The sequence below is a fragment of the Mammaliicoccus sp. FSL K6-3158 genome, assembly GCF_038005105.1.
Taxonomy (GTDB): Bacteria; Bacillota; Bacilli; order Staphylococcales; family Staphylococcaceae; genus Mammaliicoccus; species Mammaliicoccus sciuri.
In genome coordinates this window covers 181,559-204,928 of record NZ_JBBOSL010000001.1, presented here as the reverse complement: position 1 = coordinate 204,928, position 23,370 = coordinate 181,559, and the positions used below count along the sequence as shown (strand labels likewise).

At 33.4% G+C, this 23,370-nt stretch carries 15 protein-coding genes; 4 read left to right on the top strand and 11 right to left on the bottom strand.

The genetic code is table 11. The features are described from left to right. Positions 1–29 precede the first annotated feature (29 nt). From MHH94_RS00920 to dcuS, 5 genes are all read right to left on the bottom strand, one after another. Positions 30–629: a hypothetical protein gene (locus MHH94_RS00920; RefSeq protein WP_058612751.1), complete on the bottom strand. Its 600-nt coding sequence runs from the start codon at positions 627–629 to the stop codon at positions 30–32. Between the two features lie 139 nt (positions 630–768). After that, the gene (locus tag MHH94_RS00915; RefSeq protein ID WP_088592708.1) at positions 769–1,950 is read right to left on the bottom strand and encodes an NAD(P)-dependent malic enzyme; all 1,182 of its coding nucleotides are present in this window, start codon (positions 1,948–1,950) and stop codon (positions 769–771) included. A gap of 27 nt (positions 1,951–1,977) precedes the next feature. Next, complete coding sequence (locus MHH94_RS00910) at positions 1,978–3,321, bottom strand: 2-hydroxycarboxylate transporter family protein (RefSeq protein WP_058591945.1); 1,344 nt, start codon at positions 3,319–3,321, stop codon at positions 1,978–1,980. A gap of 135 nt (positions 3,322–3,456) precedes the next feature. Beyond that, a complete protein-coding gene (locus tag MHH94_RS00905) occupies positions 3,457–4,170 on the bottom strand; it encodes a response regulator (RefSeq protein WP_340839302.1) in 714 nt (237 codons plus the stop codon). After that, positions 4,164–5,771 (bottom strand): DcuS/MalK family sensor histidine kinase, encoded by a 1,608-nt coding sequence (gene dcuS, locus MHH94_RS00900; RefSeq protein WP_340839301.1) that lies wholly within the window; start codon positions 5,769–5,771, stop codon positions 4,164–4,166. Before dcuS ends, MHH94_RS00905 begins: the two co-directional genes overlap by 7 nt. 196 nt (positions 5,772–5,967) lie before the next feature. Between dcuS and MHH94_RS00895 the strand changes: the two genes are divergently transcribed. Both MHH94_RS00895 and MHH94_RS00890 read left to right on the top strand, forming a co-directional pair. Further along, entirely contained in the window at positions 5,968–6,360 is a 393-nt protein-coding gene (locus MHH94_RS00895; protein ID WP_058591948.1) for a (deoxy)nucleoside triphosphate pyrophosphohydrolase, read from the top strand. Between the two features lie 2 nt (positions 6,361–6,362). Further along, positions 6,363–9,245, top strand: a complete 2,883-nt coding sequence (locus tag MHH94_RS00890) for a DEAD/DEAH box helicase (RefSeq protein ID WP_340839300.1) — start codon at positions 6,363–6,365, stop codon at positions 9,243–9,245. A 41-nt stretch (positions 9,246–9,286) separates the two neighbouring features. On the opposite strand, the gene MHH94_RS00885 is transcribed toward MHH94_RS00890, so the two are convergent. Then, entirely contained in the window at positions 9,287–9,760 is a 474-nt protein-coding gene (locus MHH94_RS00885; RefSeq protein WP_119469352.1) for a GNAT family N-acetyltransferase, read from the bottom strand. Between the two features lie 596 nt (positions 9,761–10,356). On the opposite strand from MHH94_RS00885, the gene MHH94_RS00880 reads away from it, so the two are divergent. Beyond that, a complete protein-coding gene (locus MHH94_RS00880; protein WP_445668857.1) occupies positions 10,357–10,464 on the top strand; it encodes a putative holin-like toxin in 108 nt (35 codons plus the stop codon). Positions 10,465–11,032: 568 nt separating this feature from the next. Continuing rightward, on the top strand, positions 11,033–11,434 hold the full coding sequence (locus tag MHH94_RS00875; protein WP_436878776.1) for a DUF7679 family protein: 402 nt from the start codon (positions 11,033–11,035) through the stop codon (positions 11,432–11,434). Between the two features lie 202 nt (positions 11,435–11,636). Here the strand turns inward: MHH94_RS00875 and MHH94_RS00870 are convergent, their stop codons facing one another. From MHH94_RS00870 to MHH94_RS00850, 5 genes are all read right to left on the bottom strand, one after another. Further along, positions 11,637–13,454 carry a solute:sodium symporter family transporter gene (locus MHH94_RS00870; protein ID WP_084756173.1) on the bottom strand — a complete coding sequence of 606 codons (1,818 nt, stop codon included), beginning with the start codon at positions 13,452–13,454 and terminating at the stop codon, positions 11,637–11,639. Positions 13,455–13,506: 52 nt separating this feature from the next. Further along, on the bottom strand, positions 13,507–14,814 hold the full coding sequence (locus tag MHH94_RS00865) for an LLM class flavin-dependent oxidoreductase (RefSeq protein ID WP_340839299.1): 1,308 nt from the start codon (positions 14,812–14,814) through the stop codon (positions 13,507–13,509). A gap of 361 nt (positions 14,815–15,175) precedes the next feature. Then, entirely contained in the window at positions 15,176–16,495 is a 1,320-nt protein-coding gene (gtfB, locus tag MHH94_RS00860; protein ID WP_153654139.1) for an accessory Sec system glycosylation chaperone GtfB, read from the bottom strand. Further along, positions 16,488–17,993 (bottom strand): accessory Sec system glycosyltransferase GtfA, encoded by a 1,506-nt coding sequence (gene gtfA / locus MHH94_RS00855; protein ID WP_078355345.1) that lies wholly within the window; start codon positions 17,991–17,993, stop codon positions 16,488–16,490. The genes gtfB and gtfA overlap by 8 nt, the downstream gene beginning before the upstream one ends. Before the next feature lie 144 nt (positions 17,994–18,137). Next, positions 18,138–23,186 carry a lectin-like domain-containing protein gene (locus MHH94_RS00850; RefSeq protein ID WP_340839298.1) on the bottom strand — a complete coding sequence of 1,683 codons (5,049 nt, stop codon included), beginning with the start codon at positions 23,184–23,186 and terminating at the stop codon, positions 18,138–18,140. Positions 23,187–23,370 lie beyond the last annotated feature (184 nt).

Genomic DNA, 23,370 nt, shown 5'->3' with positions numbered 1-23,370 from the left:
CCAGCTACATCATCATAGCTGGCATTATATTATCTTTGTATTTGATTGGCATTTTCAATGGCTGTTACTTTACCATTCTTTGTCGTTATTAATATTGAGAAGGAATTGTTTGGATTATCATCATAAACTAACCCATCGCTATTTTCTATAGTCGGTGTTCCGTGAACGGATTTAAATGCTTCTACTGTTACATTTGTCGGCGTTACGTATATATGTTCTGCTTTATCTTTACTATTATATCTTACGGCTACATTGCCATATTTTTCAGCATGAGATTGCCCAACTTCTATTCGTCCATCTGACTTCCCGAATTTCTTTTCAATGGCATCTCGCGACAACCCAATACCTACTCCATAAAATCCCCTTCTTACATCAGAATTCATAAAATCTTGGCTAAATTGAGTCGTTTGGACATCGATGCTTGGAGGATCGCCTTCTGGTTCCTCAGAATCATCACTTGATTCTTTGTCATTACTTTCTTCACTACTCGGTTCTTTATCAGCTGTTTGTTGATTACTAGAAAATTCAATACGATTATCACCAGCAATAAATTGATACGCGATGAAACCAAATACACCAACGATTAAAAGTAGTAAAACTAATATCATTCCCGAAAATATCTGTTTCAAATTCCTTCCTCCGAACTATAATTTTCATAAAAAAGTTTATAAATGTATTGTAATTCATATCAAAATGACTTTCTATAGTAACCTAAAATAAAAAAAGAATAGATTCCTCTATTCTTTTTAAACTATTTCTAAATATATCTTACACCAAAATTTCTGTTTTATTTTCTACGCATTGTTGGACTGATGCTGCTACTTGATCGACGACTCTTTTTTCTAATGAATTTGGAATGACATAATTTGCATTGAGTTCGTCTTTATGAATCGTTGCTGCTATGGCTTTTGCTGCAGCTATTTTCATTTCAGTTGTGATATGTTGTGTCTTGGCATCTAATACGCCTCTAAATATACCAGGGAATGCTAACAGATTATTAATTTGATTTGGATAGTCTGAACGACCTGTTCCAACGATTGCTGCACCCGCTTCATACGCTTCTTCTGGATAAATTTCTGGTGTTGGATTCGCTAATGCAAAGATAATTGGATCGTTGTTCATAGATTGAACATGTTCTTTTGATAATGCTTTTGGACCTGATACGCCAATAAATACATCTGCATCCTTAATGACATCTTCTAGAGTACCTTGTACATTATCAAAATTTGTATATTCTGCAATATCTCTTTGTGCATCATTCAACCATTCTTCTGATTTATTTAAGATCCCTTCTAGACTAACGAGGGTGATATTTTGACAACCTGCTTCTAACAATAATTTCGCAATCGCAATGCCTGCTGACCCTGCGCCATTTATAATGATTTTGGCATCTTTGTCTGATTTATCTACAACTTTAAGTGCATTAATCAACGCAGCAAGTACGACGATTGCTGTTCCATGTTGATCATCATGAAATACAGGTATATCTAATTCTTCTATTAAACGCTTCTCTATTTCAAAGCAACGAGGTGCTGAAATATCTTCTAAATTGATACCTGAAAAATTAGGTTGTAACGCTTTAATAATTGATATGATTTCTTCAGTATCTTTCGTGTCTAATGAAATTGGAAAAGCATCAACATTCGCAAGTTTTTTAAAGAGAATACTCTTACCTTCCATAACAGGAATGGCTGCTTTCGGACCGATATCACCTAAACCAAGTACGGCTGTTCCGTCTGTAATAACTGCAATCATGTTACCTCTAGCAGTTAAAGTATTTACTTTTGTTTCATCTTCAGCAATTGCTCTACATACTGCAGAAACACCTGGTGTATAGACAACACTTAAATCTTCTTCTGAAGTCACATCTACTTTGCTCGTGATTTCAATTTTACCTGCGCGTTCTTGATGTAAATTTATAGATTCTCCGTATTCATTACTTTCAGTCATTTTTATTTACTCCTTATTTATTTATATTTAGCTTAATAATTTTAATAAAAGTGATGCTAAGATTACGGTAGATACACCACCGATTCTAGTAGCCACTTGTGCAAACGGCATTAATGCCATACGTTTAGATGCTGATAATATCGCAACATCTCCTGTTCCACCTAATCCACTATGACAACCTGTTACGATTGCTGCATCAACGGGATACATCTTCATTAATTTTCCTACGAAATATCCTGATAACATCATGATGAATACAACTGAAGCACATACGATAACGTAGGCTGGTGTCACAATTTTCACAACATCTTCTAATGGAATATAAAGCATACCGAGACCGACCATTAACGGCCAAGTTAAACTTGTTGAAATAAATTTGTATAAATTATGCGCACCGTCTTCCATTTTGTGTGGCATCACTTTAAGACACTTAATTAATGTTGCAAATAAAATCATAATAACCGGTCCTGGGACACCAATGAATTTCTGACCAAGTGTACCAACAATAAAGAATGTACAAGCAATGAGTAACCCTGCACCCATTAATGAGAAATCAATGACTTTCTCTTTTTCTTCAGGAACTTCATTACCATCTTCAGATTTTACTAACTTCCCATTTCCTGAAAGATGCTTTTTCTTTTCTCCTAAACGCATCATAAGTCCTGCACTGACAACTGCGAAGATATTCCCAATAACAGCTGCTGGGATCATTTGAGATACGAATGATTCTGCTGATCCACCTAAAATAGATGAATATGCAATAGATAATGGAAGTATCCCTTCACCAATACCACCACCTATAATTGGAACAACGATATAGAAGAAAGTATGTTGTAAATCATATCCAAACAATAATCCAACTAACATGCCTGCTACGACAGCTAAGACTGTCCCCACTACTAAAGGTACAAACATACGTGTGAAACCTTGAATTAATACTTTACTATTCATGCCTAAAATACTGCCGACTACTAAACAAGAAATATAGAAATACAAGAAATTAGACGTCTTCATCAAATTCGTAACGGCTTCCATTGAAGATGTATTAATCACATTTAAAAATACTAAAATAGAAGGTACAAGCAATGCCAATATAGCTGGTCCACCTATTTCTTTTAATATAGGAATTCTCTGCCCTAAATCACCGAGCAACATTCCTAAAATCATAATGACAGCAAATCCACCAATCATATCTGCTGGTAACGTATTATATATAGATGCTGTTAATATAATTGCAGCTAAGACAATGTATAACGGTAATGGCAATACACCAATTTTAGCTTTCATTAATTTTTCCCATAAGCTTTTTATATTATTTTGGATAGGTAACTCTTTCTCGGTAACCGCTTCCAAATTGGTCTTCGTATTCATTTTTATCCCCCTTAATTGATATAAATTCATTTTATGAAAACGCAACCAAAAATTATAGCTTATGAAATTTTAATTATCTTTTTGTAATTAAAAAAACCAAACGAACCGAATCGTTTGGTTTTTTATTGAGATATATCATGACATATATCCTTGTAAATGTTTTAAGTTGTCTTTGTTTAACTTATAGAAGTAGATCGGTCGGCCAATACCATATGTTAAAGACTCTTCCAGTACTTCAATATCTGTTAAGAATTTTAAATACTTTCTTACAGATACTCTTGAAATATTAACTGCTTTAGAAATATCATCTGTTGAAAATGCATGATCTTCAAAGTCATTCATCTTCTCAATGATGCTTTGTAACGTTTCTTTTGTGACACCTTTTGGTAATTTCAGTTCTGAATCATCTGTAACAACTTGTTTATTCAAGAACTCTGCATCAATATCTGCTTGTTTAATTTGATGATTACCTTTAAAGAAAGTCTGTCCTTGTTTGTATTTAAGTAAAGACTTCTTAAATCTTTCAAATTCAAATGGTTTAATTAAATAATCTACCGCGCCATATCTGAAGGCTGTCTGAATATCTTCAGCATCTGTAGCAGCTGTTATCAGTATCGCATCTACTTGATAACCTTGCTCTCTTACATATTTCAAAAAAGTTAAGCCATTTTCTTCTGGCATGTATATATCTAACAATAATAAATCGATCGTCTTTGACTGAATGACTTCCATTGCTTCTGTTACATTCTGTGCAAAATCAACTAATGCTTCAGAATCTATTTTTTCTATAAATTGACGATTGATTTGCGCAACCATTGGATCATCTTCAACTATAAGTATATTTAACATTTATCTTCGTCCTTTTTCGGATAGTTTATAACAACTGAGAACTGTACATTTCCTGCTTCATGCGCATTAATTGATATTTGACCATCAAGCTTTTCAACACTTTGTTGAACAAGGTGCAAACCATATCCTCTATTCTCTCCTTTAGAAGAAAAGCCTTTTTCAAATATATGTTCATCTAGTTCATGATTGAGTCCTACACCTGAATCTATTACATCTATCATTAACTGATCCTGTTTATAGTTTAAGTGTACGTCAATTGTTTTCTTTTTAAGTGATGATGATACTAATGAGTCTATACTATTATCAATTAAATTACCGATAATTGTAATTACTTCATGTGTAACATGTGAATCTTTCGGTTCTGGTATCGTAGCATGATTAACTATAGAAAGCTTGATTTGTTGTTCGCGTGCCAGACTAAGCTTACCAATTAAGAAACCGGCTAACGCTGCATCTTTAACCTTCGATGTGATATCTCCACTTTCTTGACTACCAAGTTCAACAATTTCGCGTATATACTGTTTTAAATCGTCGTAATGTTCCATCTGCAACATACCAGAAATTACATGCAATCTATTACTAAATTCATGCGATTGAGCTCTTAACGTATCTGCATACGTCCGAACACCTACTAACTGCTCCGATAATTTATGCACTTCCGTCTTATCCCTAAACGTTGATATCGCACCTACTATGTCATGATTCACAATTAACGGTACTCTATTAACCAATATCTTCACACCGTTAATATCTTGTTCTTTATCAAGTTCAGGCTTTCCAAGCTCAACAATCTTAGGTAATTGCGTCGAAGCCATATAATCATTAATTGGCATACCTATAGGATCTCCTTTTAGACCTGCTTTCTTAAAAATATCCATTGCAGACTTATTAACCAAATTAATTTTGCCATCTTTATCAACTGCCACAATCCCTTCATGAACAGACTGTAACATCGTATTCCGTTCACCTAGAATTTTCGCGATATGTGAAGGTTCAAGTCCTAACAAAATACGCTTAATATAAATCGATAATAAATACGCGCCAATAGCACCTACAATTAAACCAATCACAGATCCAATCATAATTTTCTTATTACCATCTGCTAAAGCTTCATACACCGTCTGCATTGGCACACCAACCGATACCGCACCCACTTGTTTACCATCAGCATAAATAGGCGTGAAAGCACGCATCGTTAAACCAAGCGTCCCTTTTGCAATAGACGAACCAGCCTTACCATGTAAGACATCCCCTTCATCGCCACCTTTAAAATGCTTACCAATCAATTTCTCATTCGGGTGAGACTTTCTAATTCCATTCATATCCATCACAACAATAAAACTCACGTCCGTTGTTTTTTGAATCTTAGACGTATAATCTTGAATCTTACGATCATCACTACCCTCAGCCAAAGACTTCTGCACAACCTCAGAACCAGCAATCGCCTTACCAATAACCTCTGCCTTCTCCTTTGTCGTACTATGAATCGTATCCTTAATCGTATTACTGATTAATAAACACGTAATTAATAAAGAAAATAACACCACAATACAAACCACAATAATCACAAGCGTACTCAACTTTAATCTTTGCTTCTTCAAAACATAACCGCCTTTAGTAAACATTACAAATGTCATTAATTATTAAGAATATATCATATTCTTAGTTTTCATATAATAAATCACTGGAAATTATCTAAAGTTGAATTTTTATGGATCGTAATTTTACATTTTATTAACCTTGAGAACAATTTTTGATAAAATATAGACAAATATCATAATTTTTGGAGGTAATATTTTGAAAAAACAAATCGAAGTTGTAGGTGCAATTATCTTTAATGATGATAAGGTACTTTGTGCACAAAGAAATGAAAATATGAGTTTACCTCTTATGTGGGAATTCCCTGGCGGTAAAATAGAAAAAGATGAATCTGAAATAGAAGCTTTAAAACGAGAGATCAGTGAAGAAATGTTATGTGATCTTGAAGTTGGTGATAAAGTTACTTCTACTTCTTATGAATATGACTTTGGAATTGTTAACCTTCATACATATAAATGTAAATTGAAAGAGAAAATGCCTACACTTACTGAACATAAAAGTATTCAATGGCTTGATGTTAAAGATCTTGAAACTTTAGAATGGGCACCGGCCGATATACCTGCTGTCAAAATCATTGTAGATGAGGTATAAATATGAACAATTTATTAGAAGACTTTAATCAGTCGCTACACAAAGGGTTTATAGATCGTACAATTTCACATAAAGGTAATTTCATGCCGAAATTATTGGTTAATAATAATGAAGAAAATGTACTTTCAACTATTATTAATGAACTGCATAAATGTAAGACATTCACGATTTCAGTCGCCTTTATCACAGAAGGTGGATTAGCATGTTTAAAATCTCATCTATATGATTTAGGCAAAAAAGGTGTTCGAGGTAAAATTATTACTTCGAATTATTTAGGGTTCAACACGCCTAAAATGTATAAAGAATTATTAAAGCTTAAAAATGTAGATGTAAAATTAACTGGTGTTAGTGGATTTCACGCTAAAGGTTATGTATTTGACCATGAACATTATTCATCCATGATTGTCGGAAGCTCTAATTTAACTTCTAATGCTTTAAAAGTAAACTACGAACATAATATCTTACTTTCTACGCAAAAGAACGGCGATCTTGTTTATAATGTTAAGGCTCAATTTGATGAACTATGGCATAATAGTACGCCTCTTTCTGATGAATGGATTCAAGATTATGAGAAGACATATAATGCGCGTAATTTAAAAGAAGCATATCGTATTACTGAGCAACAAAATGAAATCCAAAGAAATATTGATGAAGCAGTTAGAATCGAACCTAACATTATGCAAAAAGAAGCTTTACACTCATTAGCTGAACTCAGAAAAGAGCATAAAGATAAAGCACTGATTATTTCAGCTACTGGTACAGGGAAAACAATTCTCTCTGCATTAGATGTGAGAAGTTACAACCCTAATCAATTTCTATTTATTGTTCATAATGAAGGTATTTTAAAAAGAGCTATTCAAGAATTTAAAAAAGTACTGCCATTAGCACAAGATGAGGACTTTGGCTTATTAACAGGGAAACAAAAGAATACTAACGCTAAATATTTATTTGCAACGATTCAAACATTATCAAAAGAAGATGTTTTTAGGCAGTTTGATGAAAAATACTTTGATTATATCGTTTACGATGAAGCGCATCGCTCTGCTGCCTCATCATATCAAAAGGTATTCAATTACTTTACACCTGATTTTGTACTTGGGATGACCGCAACACCTGAAAGAACCGATAATTTAAATATATTTGAAATGTTCGATTACAACATTGCTTATGAAATTAGATTACAAAAAGCGCTGGAAAGTGAAATACTCTGTCCCTTCCATTATTTTGGTGTCACAGACTATGTGCTTAATGGTCAATCTACAGATGATTACAGTAGTTTAGCGGATTTAACTTCTGATGAAAGAGTTAAACATATTCTAGAAAAGACACAATACTATGGTTATTCTGGTGATACGCTTAAAGGACTTATTTTCGTAAGTAGAAAAGATGAAGCATGGGAGCTCGCTAATAAATTAACTGCTCTTAACGTACCTTCACTTGCATTGACTGGTGAAGACAACATGGATAAACGACAAGAAGCAATCGAACAACTAAAATCAGGAGAAATCAATTACATTATTACCGTTAACTTATTTAACGAAGGTATTGATATCGCACCTGTAAATCAGATTGTCATGTTAAGAGAGACAGAATCAAGTATTATCTTTATTCAACAGCTTGGTAGAGGCTTGAGAAAAGCGGAAAACAAAGAATATTTAACGGTTATTGATTTCATAGGTAACTATAAGAAAAACTACCTCATTCCAGTCGCATTATCTGGTGACCAATCACAAAATAAAGATAATTATAGAAGATTTATAGCAGATAATACTGCATTAACAGGTGTTTCTACTATCAACTTTGAAGAAGTAGCTAAGAAACAAATATATGATTCACTGAAACAAGTCAACTTGAGTTCAGCAACTCACATTAAACAGGCTTTTAATGAAGTTGAACAAAGAATTGGTCGAACGCCATTATTAATGGATTTCATTAGACAGAATTCTATAGATCCTAGCGTGATATATTCTAGTGACAGTACTTATAATAACTATCATGAATTCCTAGTCAGATTCAAGAAAATTGAAGACACACTAACTAAAAATGAAAGTCTCAACTTAACGTTCTTGTCTCGAGAAATCGCACCAGGCTTAAAAAATGTTGATTATACAATTTTAGAAGCCATTATTAGAAGACCTCATAAAATATATGAGCTACTACCAATTGCACAACAAATTGATTCAAACGTTACAAACGATGACATTCAGACAACCTTGAAAATTTTAGACCATCGTTTCTTTAGCGTTACAATAAACAAAACATATGGTAACCCTATTATCAACATAATCGATGATGAAGTTAGACTGACCGATACATTTTCAGCAGCATTAGAAAAAACAGAGTTCAAAACATACGTTGATGACATTATTGAATTAGCTAAATACAATAACATGGTACATCACGATAACCAAAACGGTCTACTACTATATAACAAATATACAAGAAAAGACTTCGTTAAATTACTAAACTGGAAATCTGATGAGTCCGGAACAATTAACGGCTATAAATTCGGAAATAATACTTTACCAATTTTCATTACATATCATAAACAAGATGATATCAGTGATAATACAAAGTACGAAGACGAATTCCTAAGCCCTGATGAACTCAAATGGTTTACAAGAAGTAATCGTACATTAAAATCAAAAGAAGTCCAAAAAATCTTAGCACATCAAGAAAATAATATAGACATGTATATCTTTGTAAAGAAAGAAGACGTGGCAGACGGAAAAGAATTTTATTACCTGGGAAAAGCCCACTACATTAAAGATTCAGCAGAACAAACAATCATGCCAAACGCTAAACAACAAAATATCGTCACAATGACATTATCTATGGAATCACCTGTAAAAGACGAAATATATAGATATATCATAGAGGCGTAGGGAAGAGTCTAGGACATCATTGTTCTAGACTTTTCAATTCTCTACAAATATTTCTCCAACACTATTTCATCTCGAATTGGAATCCCGTTTTCTGCAAGTAGTGGGATAGATGGTTTTTGATTTCTTGCTTTTTCTACTGCATTTGGTATGACTTTTTTGATGCTATATCCTCTTTTTTGATAGAACTTCAAAGCATTTAAGTTATCATTTGTCGTTATGACTGAAATTTTTGTTATATCCTTTTCCTCAGATATTTCTTCTAACTTTTTCAACAATTGACTTCCTATTCCTACATTCTCTCTAAAACTATCCAATGAAATAATTTCTATTTGATCATTTCTTATTATATATGTAATCACACCGATTATTTCCGCTTCATCGAACGCAACAAATCCAGGTAAATCTGATAATTGATAAGTTCCTGAAGAGACAACCATTTCATCATCTCCCCAGTTATCAATAAACAAATCGATGAGTACTTGTTTATTGATGTCATTAGTATGAACCACTTTCATTATTAATCACCCGCTTCTTGTACTTTAAACAAATTATATTAAATACTCTTTAATTTGCGCTATGAGCATTAAATTATTACAAAAAAATAACCATTCCCAACTATTAATCAAGTTTACGGCATAATTGATATTATCTTTATATTAATATAAGCAAGTTCGAAAGATAGTGGCTAATCTCTATTTCAAGGGTGATGCCTATGATGTTGGTTTTTGCTCCTTGAAAGTAGTAGAATGACTGATTATGAAATTCTAATGGTTGTCATATCAATCATTGGTTTAATATTAATTAGCAACATTCAAAAAAGTAACCATCTCTAACTTTGGACAGTTAAATGGTTACTTTTTTTATCAACTAACTAGCCACCGTCTTTCGAACGGGCTCATTGGGCAACGTGTTAGTGTACGTCGCCATTTTATAGTTAAATTATACAATAATCCGTAATATTATGTCTATAACAACTAAAATTATGTTACAAATACTGGTAATTTGGTATAATATAACAGAGTAAGTTGGATTGATGGTGGCTAATCTCAGTATAGAGTGAGGTGGTGCTTATGAAAGTATCTACAAAATCTTTAGAAAGGAGACGCCTTTTGTGATTCCAATTGTCGATGCAATTAAGCTGATGATAGATTTCGGTACTTTTATCGTAGTCTTAATTGGCTTAGTCATTACAATTGTGAAATTAAGCAAAAAAAAGTAACCATCTCTAACTTTGACCAGTTAAATGGTTACTTTTTTTAATCAACTATGGTCACCGTCTTTCGAACGGGCTCATCGGGCAACGTGTTAGCGCACGTTGTCCTTTTTCATTTACATAATATCATAATTTGGTATATTTTGTCTATTTTCTATGTTCTTTTAGTTATTAACACCTAACGCTCTTTAAATCGCATAATTGCTAACAATAGGTACGATTGGCGTCAATAGAGGTATTCTGTTTATCATTATTCAACATTAGTAGCATTCATTTTAATTACTGTTATTTTAACATATGATGCCATTATCTTCTTTCGGCAGGTCTTGCAATATTCAGACCTTCAACATTGCTTGTCGCACCTCACTTGCAATATTCAGACCTTCAACATTGCTTGTCACTCCCCACTTGCAATATTCACACCTCCAACATTGCTTGTCACTCCCAACTTGCAATATTCAGACCTTCAACACCCCCCTTCTCTCCATACATTCTTGTTAGACCTTCCTTATATTTCTATTGTATAATTATGGTATTAATTTTCACTCGGAGGTAATTTTCATCTGTGTCTAAAATGTATTTTTATGTAAAAGTTAAACGCTTGGATGAACGTGTTCTGAACTATCAATTGCCTAATGATTTACAGGAAGCGATGCGTATATATCGAAAAGAAAATCCGAAGACTTGGACTAAGATGTTCAAACATGCTTTAATCAACATTCCTTTAGAACCATATAGCGCAAAGAATAATTATCGACCATTAATTGGTGTCGGCTTAATTAAAAATGTATTCTATCTCAATAAACCAAAATCACTGCGAACAAGGGGTCAGTTTCTTACATTTGATAATTGGACAAAGAAAGGTTGGAAACACTTTTGGAGAAGCTCTGCTTTTTTAAGACACGATCATAAATTGAAGTCTAAGATTAATATCATGTATCAATACTACCAATGGAAAAAATGGCATAAAAAATAAGCTAACTATATTCGCAGTATAGTTAGCTTACACCTATTAAGGTTCGTTTGGTATTCACAATCCACCTGTGAGCCTTTACTTTTTAACCATCAGTCCTCTAACCGGAGCCTGATGGTTATTTATATTGCTCCTAAATTTTAATACATTTTTCTGAACTTATACAAGTAAAGTTACACTATATATATTACCACACTATCTCTCATCATTTTATCGACTGTTCTAAGCTATTCGGTAAAACATTTCCTTGCTGTTCTATATTTAATTCTTCTTTGAGTTGTTTATTGTATTGCTGCTTTAGGGTTGATTCGTATTTATGTGACCATTGTTTTAGACTGACGTAATACAGAACGCCCACTACTATAACAAGTGCTACGACCATTGGCCAGAACAACGGTGAAACGATATTCTCCTGTGAGGCTAATCCTATTGGCGAGAATAATATGAATGTGAATATCATTGACCCAAATAAGACTACTGTCACTGGAATGGTGTATTTCCATGGTGTCATATCCACTTTAGGATTTGGTTTGAATTGATATGGTGTACTTAATGGCTTGATTGCTCCAATAACAATCATTAAAAGGACTTCAACGACAAACAATAATCCTTGTATGTAAATAAAATTTATCGTCATCTCATAATGGAAAAACATTGGCAAGCCCCATATGAGTAAATAGTAAACAATGACATGTGATATGATCACAATTTTAGGTCCGATAGCTGGAATTCTTTTAGAAAATATCCCTACCAGTACAATTGCGATGATAGGTATATTGAAAAATCCTGTAAACTGACGAATGATTGTCCATAAGCCTTGTGGTGCATTCATTAACATTGGTGAAATAAAGAATGTGATAAGCGCCAAGATTACGCCAAACCATTGACTCACTCTGATCATTTGTCTATCAGTCGCTTCTTTATTGATGAGTACTTTATAAATATCATAAACAAACAATGTTGATGCACTATTGAGCAACGCATTAAAGCTTGAGAATACGGCACCTAATAGTACAGCTAGAAAGAAACCATTTAAAAATGTTGGAAAGACGTCTTTTGTTAAAGTTGGATAAGCTAAATCCATATTCTTTAATCCTGAACCGTATAAATGATATGCGATAACGCCTGGTATCATCATTAAGAATGGTACAAGAATTTTAAGAAATCCTGTAAATAACGCACCTTTTTGACCTTCTGCTAAACTTTTCGCACCGAGTGTTCTTTGAATCACATATTGATTCGTACCCCAGTAGAATAAATTAGCAAAAATCATACCTGTAAAAATCGAACCAAAGGGCACATCATCTTGTTGTGAACCGATTGAATTAAGCTTTTCTGGATGTTCTGTAGCGATCGTCTTCATGCCCGCTAACATACTGCCATCGCCAAGTGCAATAAATCCAAGTATCGGTACTAGTACCCCGACAATCAACAATCCGATACCATTTAATGTATCTGAAATGGCAATTGCTTTTAATCCACCAAGAACTGCATACAGCATTCCGATAATACCAATCACCCAAACGATAATCCAGATGGATTGTTCATACGTAATGTCAAACATATTCGGTATATCAAAAATTTGTATCACAGCTAAAGAGCCTGAATACAGTACTGAAGGAATGGTAATGAAACCATAACCCACCATAAATAACACGACAATTAATAATCTCGTTTGATGGTCGAAACGTGTATTTATAAATTCAGGAAGCGTCGTAAAGGCGCCTCCTAAATATTTGGGTAATAGAATAGTCGCTAATACAATGACTGAAAATCCAGCTGTTACTTCCCATCCCATACTTGATAAGTTATTCTGATAACCTTGTCCGTTTAATCCTATTAATTGCTCGGCAGATAAATTAGTAAGAATTAAGGCACCTGCGATAAATCCGCCGGTTAACCCTCTGCCACCTAAGAAAAATCCGCCAGAACTATTTACTGTATTTTTCGTCTTATAGTAAGAATACCAAGCGACAATACCGATAAAGAATGCACATGAAACAAGTGTAAAAGCTACATACATATTGATGACCACCTCTTCAGAAGAATAACAGCTTTAACTGTTTTAATCGTTCTTAATTATGTTGCTTAGCATAACTTAATCCAATTTTTTCTCGTAATGTTCCTTCGCTATAATCTTCTTGCACTAACCCTCTATCTTGTAATATTGGAACCACTTTATCTACAAATAATTGGAATTGTGTAGGATTGAGTGGTGCCATAATATTAAAGCCATCTGCGGCACCTTTCGTAAACCATTCCTCCATTCTATCTGCAACATCTTCAGGAGTCCCAACGATAATATGATGCCCTCTTGCACCAGCTACATGTTTCATAACATCTTCAAGTGTAGAATGATGTTTCTTAGCTGTTTCTTTAATCAAATCAACACGACTTTGAATATTGTTTCCTTGATCGATTTCAATATCCTCAAACGGTGTATTTAATTCATATCCACTTAAATCTGTATCCCCTAAATAAGAAGATAATAATTCTAATCCCATTTCTTTAGGAATCAAATCTTGTAATTCGTTATAATTTTTTTCTGCCGCTTCTCTCGTTTCACCAATAAACGGAAATATTCCTGGCATAATCACAACGTCTTGGTGATTGCCTCTTTTTTCTTTAACTTTACTTTTTAAATTTTCAGCAAAGCGAACTGCTGCATCCACATCATTTTGAGCGGTAAACACGACTTCTGCATACTTAGCAGCAAAATCAATACCTTTCTTAGAAGAACCTGCTTGCACAAGTAAAGGGTGACCTTGAGGCGGTTGTTCAATATTTAACGGACCTTTCACGCTATAAAATCGTCCTTTATAATCAATCGTCTTAGGTTGATAATTAGGCAATAATCTACCCTCATCATGTAACTTTTCAGGATTCACATCTTCCCATGAATGCCATAACTGTTTAGAAACTTCTACAAATTCATCCGCTTGCTCATACCTTAAATCATGATCCACATTATTTGTTCCATTAAAATTTGATGCAGTCGCATTAATTCCAGAAGTAACAATGTTCCAACCAGCTCTACCATTACTATAATGATCTAAAGAAGCAAAGATTCTTGCTAAATTGAACGGTTCAGAATATGTCGTTGAACCCGTTACAATAAGACCCAAATGCTTCGTTTCTCTAGCTACAATAGACATAAGTGATAAAGGTTCGAAAAATGAAAACATATCAGGATGTGTCTTCTTATCAACATATAAACTGTCTGATACAAACAAGAAATCAAACTTAGCCTTTTCCAAAATCTTCGCCAGTTCAATTGTCTTCTCTAAATTCATACCACCCTTTTTAATAGACTCAGGATGTCTACTACTCGCAACATGATGTCCAAAACCTGTTAAAAAATATCCTAATTTCATTCTTTTCATCTTTGTCCCCTCCAATAATTTATTATTCCGATTGGATTAATAAGAAATATCTTACCATTGTCTATTTATAGAGTCAATTTACAATTTTCAAAAAATTATTTTTAAAAATAAAAAGACCTACCAACATCAATTATTGGTAGGTCTAGATAAATTCAATTTATATAAAAAGTCGAAAAGTTATTTTTTCTTCTTTTTCTCTTCCATAATAGCAAGAATAATAAAGCCAACAATGAATACAGGGATGAATGCAGCAATAAACATCATTTGAAACACCTCTTATCTTAATATTCTTTATATCATACTTATCATACCAAGAAATAAGATAAGGTCATAGTAAAGGAGTATGCTTTATAGGCGTATATTACTCAAACAGCGCTTCAAATGCTTGTGCTTGTAATGAACTTGCATGCTTCAATTGACTTTCTCGTTTAACATCAGCTAATGTAGGTTCCGCTTCTATCTCTTTTAGTGCATGGATTAATTGATCTTTATGTTCTAAAGAGAATTGATTTTCTTTAGCAATATAATCCGCATTATGCACTGTCTCTTTATATCCTAAAATCAATAACTGGTGCTCAAATGCTACTTTAATAGCATCCAGAATTTCATTACCTTTGTTAATATCTAAATAAATGTCGCATGTTTCATATAAAGTATGAATTTTCTCTTTAGTTGCTACAGGATGTAGCGTGACATTATGATATTTATTAAGTTGTAGTAACTTTTGAGACATCTCAGTAATAGCAACAATATGAAATTGATATTGCGGATGAGCTTTAACGATATCTTCAATATGTGGAATCTGATCAGAGTTCGTTAATGTAAGCACATTGCGCGCTTCTTTATGATTATTTTTAAACTCGTATACATAACCTGCTTTCGCAATTCTACTTTGATGTTCAGATTCTATAAGTTCACGTACTTTATCATATTCCTCATTATTTGGTATTAAAATTTTACTACCTCTCATCTTATCAGCTAACATAAGCTTCATATTTCCCGGTAAATCATCTTTCATTTGTTCTTGCCAATACAAATAGTCGTGTCCTTCTACTTTTAAGTCATGAAGGACTGCGAATGGTATAGATAGAGAATTAATTAAAAAGCTTTCTAACGGCATTTCGCTCATCTTTAAATAGAATATGACAAACTGAACTTTTGATTGAAAGATATATTCTTTATCGTTCCATTTCAACATAATATCATTCGTTACGAAATTCTCACTTATAATTTCTTCATTTCGATCATTAAACCATCGTTTAATAATGCGTCTTTGATTATCATCAACCATTAATTGCGCATACTTTAAACCTTTATCATTATAATAATCAATGACTTGTGTTCTACCTTGTTTGTTCAACCATTCAATTCGCTCAACTATTCTAAAACCGTAGTTCTTCTTATATATAATTCTACCTTTTACTTCGCCCATATTTTTAATTTCTGCTGAATTATTATTACCTTCAATTTCCCAAAATCTTGGTAATGGCACTTGGTTAAAGAATAATGGTTTTGAAGCATGATTATCATTATTAGCGAAAAATTGATAAGGTGTTATGACATTTGAAGGTAAGAATCCATCTTCTTCAATTACAATTGTTTGTACATTCATCTTTGCGTTCTCAAATGTTTTATAAAGTCGTTGTGTTCTTATATCAAAAGATTCAAATAGATTAATCATGTAGCACCTCTTCAATTAAGTGAAACCACTTTTGTTTAATATTGTCAGTCTTGAAATGTTCAGCAAGTTCATAAGATTTCTCATGAAATGATGAAGTATCATTTTTGAAAAATTGAATAACCGCTTCGGCTAAATTGTCGACGATTTCTTGTTCTGATTGGTGACTTTTATCGATAGGAATTAAATATCCATTTTCATTATGACCAATAAATGTTGTGTTTCCATAATCGACATCAAATCCTATCATACCTAAACCAGAGCCGATAGCTTCCATCAACGTTAAACCGAAACCTTCACTTGTTGAACCTGCGAAAAACAATTCATAATTAGCATATACATCTTGTAACTTCACATGTCCTAAAAGCTTGATATAGTGATTCGCTTCATTTTCTTCGATTAATTTTTGAAGCATGTTTCTTTCAGCGCCTTCTCCGTATATATCAAATATCAAATCAGGAATAGATTGTTTTGCTTTGACGACAGCTTTCACTAACCAATCTATATGTTTTTCACTAGCTAATCTTGATGCTGTTATGACTGAATAAGGTTTTCTATTATCTGGCTTAATCACATCATGAATACTACCAACAGGCACTGTATATATCTTTGGTAGATTTCCGTAATATTGATTAAATTGATGACTCAGAACTGCTTTTTGTCGATCTGTTGCTGCAATATAAAAATCCACTTCATTTACATGAGAAAATACATATTCATAATAATTATTCCATAGTATATAGTCATCATTCGTGAAATTCGAACTATAATGTTCTGCATGAATGACCACGCCTAACTTAGAATCGCCTTTATTTTGAATAACAGGTTGTCCCATACCTTTGGATCGGTCAACAATCACAATATCCTTTGATGTTAAATGCAAGCATTTCATAAAATAAGCAACAAATTCTTGTTTAGAATATAAAATTCGATCCTTAAACATGTATAAATGACCGTTATTATTTAAATACTCATTATAAGCAATAGAACCATCTTCATTATAAAATTGTCTCATATAAACTTTCGCTCTATTCTCATGTGGCGCATAATATTCCGAGAATGTTCTTGTATAAGTATAGAAGTCTTTTCTAATTAATTTTCCACGAGAAACAAACTCAGCTCTATCCACATAAGGCTTGCCTTGTTCCTTCAAATAACAAACAACATACGTTTGATTCACTTCACTAAATAATTTAATCGTTTTTTTCTGTTCTTCTCGACGCGTTATTTTCATATCAAGCGTATCAATTAAATCTTCCACTGTATAAGAAGTAGGTGCAATTTTAATATCCGTAAAATATTGGTATAACCAAATAATTTCATCGTCATAATATCCCATGTGACTTGTTAAAGTTTGAATATTCTCATGTGTTAATAAATCTAAAAACACAAATTTCAAACTTTCCTTTTGGTCACGAAGCATCTTAGCTCTATAAAATTGGGCATATTCGATACCACTGCTCGCCCAACCAATACTATAATTAATATTATATATTGTCATAAAAAGTCCCTTCTTTACAAATTAGCATTATTATAAAATATACAAAATAACCAACATTTCCCAATTCTCTTTTTAAATTATTATATAGTATTTATATTAAATAAAACAAGCTAAGAGAGAAATCCCTTAGCCTGTAATTTAAAATTACTGATTATCATGGTTATTTTTACGGCGACTTCTAAGTAACAAAGCACCACCGAAAGCTGCAAGCAAGCCACTCATTAAACCAGAATTTTGCTTACTTTCACCTGTATCAGGTAACTTTTCATCATCAGAAGATTGATTATCATTATGATCCATGATTTCACTAGAATCTAAAACCTCTTCAATATTATTATTTAATGTATTTATTTCATAATTATCATCTTGAACTATATTGTTCATATTTGTACCAACTGTATTTGTCGGCTCATCTGAAATCATAGCGTCACTTTCAATTATTGAGTCACTCATGCTTTCTGAAGTGCTTTCACTTGTTGAATCACTTGTACTCTCTGAAGTACTATCGCTCGTTGATTCACTTGTGCTTTCTGAACTACTTTCGCTCGTTGACTCGCTCATGCTCTCTGATGTGCTGTCACTTGTTGAATCACTCGTGCTTTCTGAACTACTTTCGCTTGTTGATTCACTTGTGCTTTCTGATGTGCTGTCACTTGTTGACTCACTCGTGCTTAGAGACTCACTTGTACTCAATGATTCACTCGTACTTAACGATTCACTTGCGCTTAATGATTCGCTCGTGCTCAATGACTCACTAGTACTCAATGATTCACTTGTACTTAACGATTCACTTTCACTTAATGACTCACTTTCACTTAATGACTCACTCGTGCTTAGTGATTCGCTCGTACTTAATGACTCACTTGTGCTCAATGATTCACTTGTACTTAATGATTCACTCGTGCTTAATGATTCACTTGTACTTAATGACTCACTCGTACTTAATGATTCGCTTGTACTCAATGACTCACTAGTACTCAATGATTCACTTGTACTTAATGATTCACTCGTGCTTAACGATTCGCTTTCACTTAATGACTCACTCGTGCTTAGTGATTCGCTCGTACTTAATGACTCACTTGTGCTCAATGATTCACTTGTACTTAATGATTCACTCGTGCTTAATGATTCGCTTTCGCTTAATGACTCACTCGTGCTTAATGATTCACTTGTACTTAATGATTCACTTTCACTTAATGACTCACTCGTACTTAATGATTCGCTTGTACTCAATGACTCACTAGTACTCAATGATTCACTTGTACTTAATGATTCACTCGTGCTTAACGATTCGCTTTCACTTAATGACTCACTCGTGCTTAATGATTCACTTGTACTTAATGATTCGCTTGTACTCAACGATTCACTTGTACTTAATGATTCACTCGTACTTAATGATTCACTTGTACTTAATGATTCGCTTGTACTCAATGATTCGCTCGTGCTCAATGACTCACTCGTGCTTAATGATTCACTCGTACTTAACGACTCACTTGTGCTTAATGATTCGCTTTCACTTAATGATTCGCTTGTACTCAACGATTCACTTGTGCTTAATGATTCACTCGTACTTAATGATTCACTTGTACTTAATGATTCGCTTGTACTCAATGATTCGCTCGTGCTCAATGACTCACTCGTGCTTAATGATTCACTCGTACTTAACGACTCACTTGTGCTTAATGATTCGCTTTCACTTAATGATTCGCTTGTGCTCAATGATTCGCTCGTGCTCAATGACTCACTCGTACTTAATGATTCACTCGTACTTAGTGATTCGCTTGTACTTAACGACTCACTTGTGCTTAATGATTCGCTTGTACTCAATGATTCGCTCGTGCTCAATGACTCACTCGTGCTTAATGACTCACTCGTGCTTAATGATTCACTCGTACTTAACGACTCACTTGTGCTTAATGATTCACTTGTACTTAATGATTCGCTTGTACTTAATGATTCGCTCGTACTTAATGATTCACTCGTACTTAATGACTCACTCGTGCTTAACGATTCACTTTCACTTAATGACTCACTCGTGCTTAATGATTCACTTGTGCTCAATGACTCACTCGTGCTTAACGATTCACTCGTGCTCAATGATTCACTCGTGCTCAATGATTCACTCGTGCTTAACGATTCACTTGTACTTAATGATTCACTTTCGCTTAATGATTGGCTTGTACTCAATGATTCACTCGTGCTCAATGATTCACTTGTGCTTAATGATTCACTTGTGCTCAATGACTCACTCGTGCTTAACGATTCACTCGTGCTCAATGATTCACTCGTGCTCAATGATTCACTCGTGCTTAACGATTCACTTGTACTTAATGATTCACTTTCGCTTAATGATTGGCTTGTACTCAATGATTCACTCGTACTTAACGATTCACTCGTGCTCAATGATTCACTTGTGCTTAATGATTCGCTCGTGCTCAATGACTCACTTTCACTTAATGATTCACTTGTGCTTAATGATTCGCTCGTGCTCAATGACTCACTCGTGCTCAATGATTCACTCGTGCTTAACGATTCACTTGTGCTTAATGATTCACTTTCGCTTAACGATTCACTCGTGCTTAACGATTCGCTTTCACTTAATGACTCGCTGGTGCTTAATGATTCACTTGTACTTAATGATTCGCTTTCGCTTAATGACTCACTCGTGCTTAATGATTCACTTGTGCTTAACGATTCACTTGTACTTAACGATTCACTTTCACTTAATGATTCGCTCGTACTTAACGACTCGCTTGTGCTTAATGATTCGCTTGTGCTTAGTGATTCGCTCGCACTTAATGATTCGCTGGTACTTAACGACTCACTTGTGCTTAATGATTCGCTTGTACTTAACGACTCACTTTCACTTAATGATTCACTTGTACTTAAGGACTCACTTGCGCTTAATGATTCACTCGTACTTAATGACTCACTCGTGCTTAATGATTCACTTGTACTTAATGACTCACTCGTGCTTAATGATTCACTTGTACTTAATGACTCACTCGTGCTTAATGAATCGCTTTCGCTTAATGACTCACTCGTGCTTAATGATTCACTTGTACTCAATGATTCACTCGTGCTTAACGATTCACTTGTACTCAATGATTCGCTTGTATTATCTTCATATATATATATTATAGTATTATCTTGCCTAGTAAATATACCACTTGGTTGCCCATTTACCTGTTTATATTTATAAGAACCAATTTGATCTGGATGAGAGGTTGTATAATTTTCTCCAACTTTACCTATTGTTTTACTTGATGGTTGCAACTCATTTCCATTTTCATCTACATACTTCACAATAATTTGACCAGTTGCCTTTTTATAAATATAAGTGACTAATTGTTTTTCACGTTCATATTTACCAGTTGAATTACCGTCAACCTTATAAAAGTCAAAATCACCAATTGTATTTGGATGAGTACTAGCATAATTAGTACCAACCTTATCTTCAGATAAAATAGGCTGTTGTATCTCATTACCGTCTTCATCTACATATTTGACAACCAATTGACCCTTGGCTTTAACAAAATAGTAAACAATATTTTGTCCTTTCGTTGTATAAGTAACGGTATCAGTTTGGAAATTAAAATTACTGGAATCAGAAGCTTGTACATTTACGAAATCGTATCCTTTATTGTACAAATTAGTTTTATTATTATCAATTTTACTTGTTTCTTTAATATTACCTTGGTATTCTTGTCCCGGAATAATTTCTAGTCCTGTATCTTTGTCTACATATTTAACATTTGAAATGCCTTTAGCAACATAATCAAATTGATTAATTTGAAACTCTTGTTTGTTAGTATAATAACCCGTTGAACCTGAGAAAGATAGTGTATAACTCTCATTTGGATCTATATATAAACCCATATTTTTAGAAAAAATGTGAGTACCTAAACTATCTGTATAAGTTATTTTCATAATTTGGCTATCACCGTCATATTCAATTGTAATATCATTAAAATTATTATTTATTGGACCCCCAATAAATTGTATTGAATTTTCATCAGTAACAGCCGCATTTTGTGAATTAGTATATACAAAAGCCCCCATGGTTTTATTTTTATTATTAGAAAATGATACAGGATCTTTTACAAATGTTGTTTCTCCCGATTCGTTGTACCATGTATCTAACTTGAATCCAAATGCTTTAGACAGTCCACCGATACCAAGTCCTCCACCATATGAACCAATATCGTTAATTGAGTTTGGATGAAATGCTATACCAATTCCATCGGCACCACCTTGTGTCGCATTCTTATTGCCCAAATTAATTTTCCCTTTAAGAGTAAAACTTTGAGACATATCTATCTTACTATTCAATGAAAAGCTTCCTTTTTTACTTCTAGCATCAGTAGTTAAAGTGATTTTTCCCGTATTTTTATCATATGTCGCGTCCCCGTTTAACTTGAAATAATCTGTAAAATTATCTTTTGTAACTGTTGATTTATTAGTACCCGATGTTATTGCAGCAGATGTACTAGCAACTTTCATACTTTGCGTATTCGCTTTAACACTTGCAACCTTTTTATTAGTCTTAGTTTCTTTCACTTCAGGTTGAGTTGTCTTGCTTACTTGAGTGTTTGTTTCTGACTTTTCTGGTTGTGTTGCTTCAGAACCTTCTTGTTCTTTACTTACGGTTGTTTCTGGTTGTTTTTGTTTAGTTTCTTGTACTTCTTGTTTATTACTTACTTGAGATGAATTTTGTTGTTCATTTACCTGTTTAGTATCTGTAACTGTTTTGTTTGATTCAGTTCCCTTTGGTTCTGACACTTCAATTTCTTCATTAGGTGCCTCTTGTTGTTCTTGTTCTTTTGGTGCTTCCTGTTTTTGATTTACATCTGTCGTTTCTATTTCTTTAGTAGCATCCGTTTCAACTTGTTGCGATTCTTCTACTACCGGTTCTTGCACTTCAGATTTTTGTGTTTCTGATACTTCTTTTGTTTCTGCTTGTTCTGTATCTTGCGTTGTCTGTTCATTTCCCTGTTTTGTTCTCGTTGCTTCTTCTTGGCTACTTTCTTGTTGCTCTGTTCCTTTAATTGTCATTTGACTTTCGTTTGTAAGTTTAGCTGCTTCTACTTCTCCATTGCTAGAGATTAAAAATATCGCCCCGATTGCAACTGAACCAATTCCTACTTTGAACTTTCTAATAGAAAATTTAAGATCCCGTTTTATTTTTTTCATCTTTCTCTTCCCTTCACTTTTAAAAAATATTCTGTTGTTAGTTATTATTTACTCAAGTTTACATATTATACTATTTATACCTAACTAATGGTAGTTATTTTTAAAAAAATTTTAAACTTTTTTTTAAAATGTTATTATTACTAGTTTTGCCAAACTTATTTTCATTTATCTTTTATTGATATAT

Coding starts and splice junctions, on each gene's coding strand:
- MHH94_RS00915 (WP_088592708.1), bottom strand. CDS start 1,950: ATGACTGAAAGTAATGAATACGGAGAATCTATAAATTTACATCAAGAA.
- MHH94_RS00910 (WP_058591945.1), bottom strand. CDS start 3,321: ATGAATACGAAGACCAATTTGGAAGCGGTTACCGAGAAAGAGTTACCT.
- MHH94_RS00905 (WP_340839302.1), bottom strand. CDS start 4,170: ATGTTAAATATACTTATAGTTGAAGATGATCCAATGGTTGCGCAAATC.
- MHH94_RS00890 (WP_340839300.1), top strand. CDS start 6,363: ATGAACAATTTATTAGAAGACTTTAATCAGTCGCTACACAAAGGGTTT.
- MHH94_RS00885 (WP_119469352.1), bottom strand. CDS start 9,760: ATGAAAGTGGTTCATACTAATGACATCAATAAACAAGTACTCATCGAT.
- MHH94_RS00875 (WP_436878776.1), top strand. CDS start 11,033: ATGTATTTTTATGTAAAAGTTAAACGCTTGGATGAACGTGTTCTGAAC.
- MHH94_RS00870 (WP_084756173.1), bottom strand. CDS start 13,454: ATGTATGTAGCTTTTACACTTGTTTCATGTGCATTCTTTATCGGTATT.
- MHH94_RS00865 (WP_340839299.1), bottom strand. CDS start 14,814: ATGAAAAGAATGAAATTAGGATATTTTTTAACAGGTTTTGGACATCAT.
- gtfB (WP_153654139.1), bottom strand. CDS start 16,495: ATGATTAATCTATTTGAATCTTTTGATATAAGAACACAACGACTTTAT.
- gtfA (WP_078355345.1), bottom strand. CDS start 17,993: ATGACAATATATAATATTAATTATAGTATTGGTTGGGCGAGCAGTGGT.
- MHH94_RS00850 (WP_340839298.1), bottom strand. CDS start 23,186: ATGAAAAAAATAAAACGGGATCTTAAATTTTCTATTAGAAAGTTCAAA.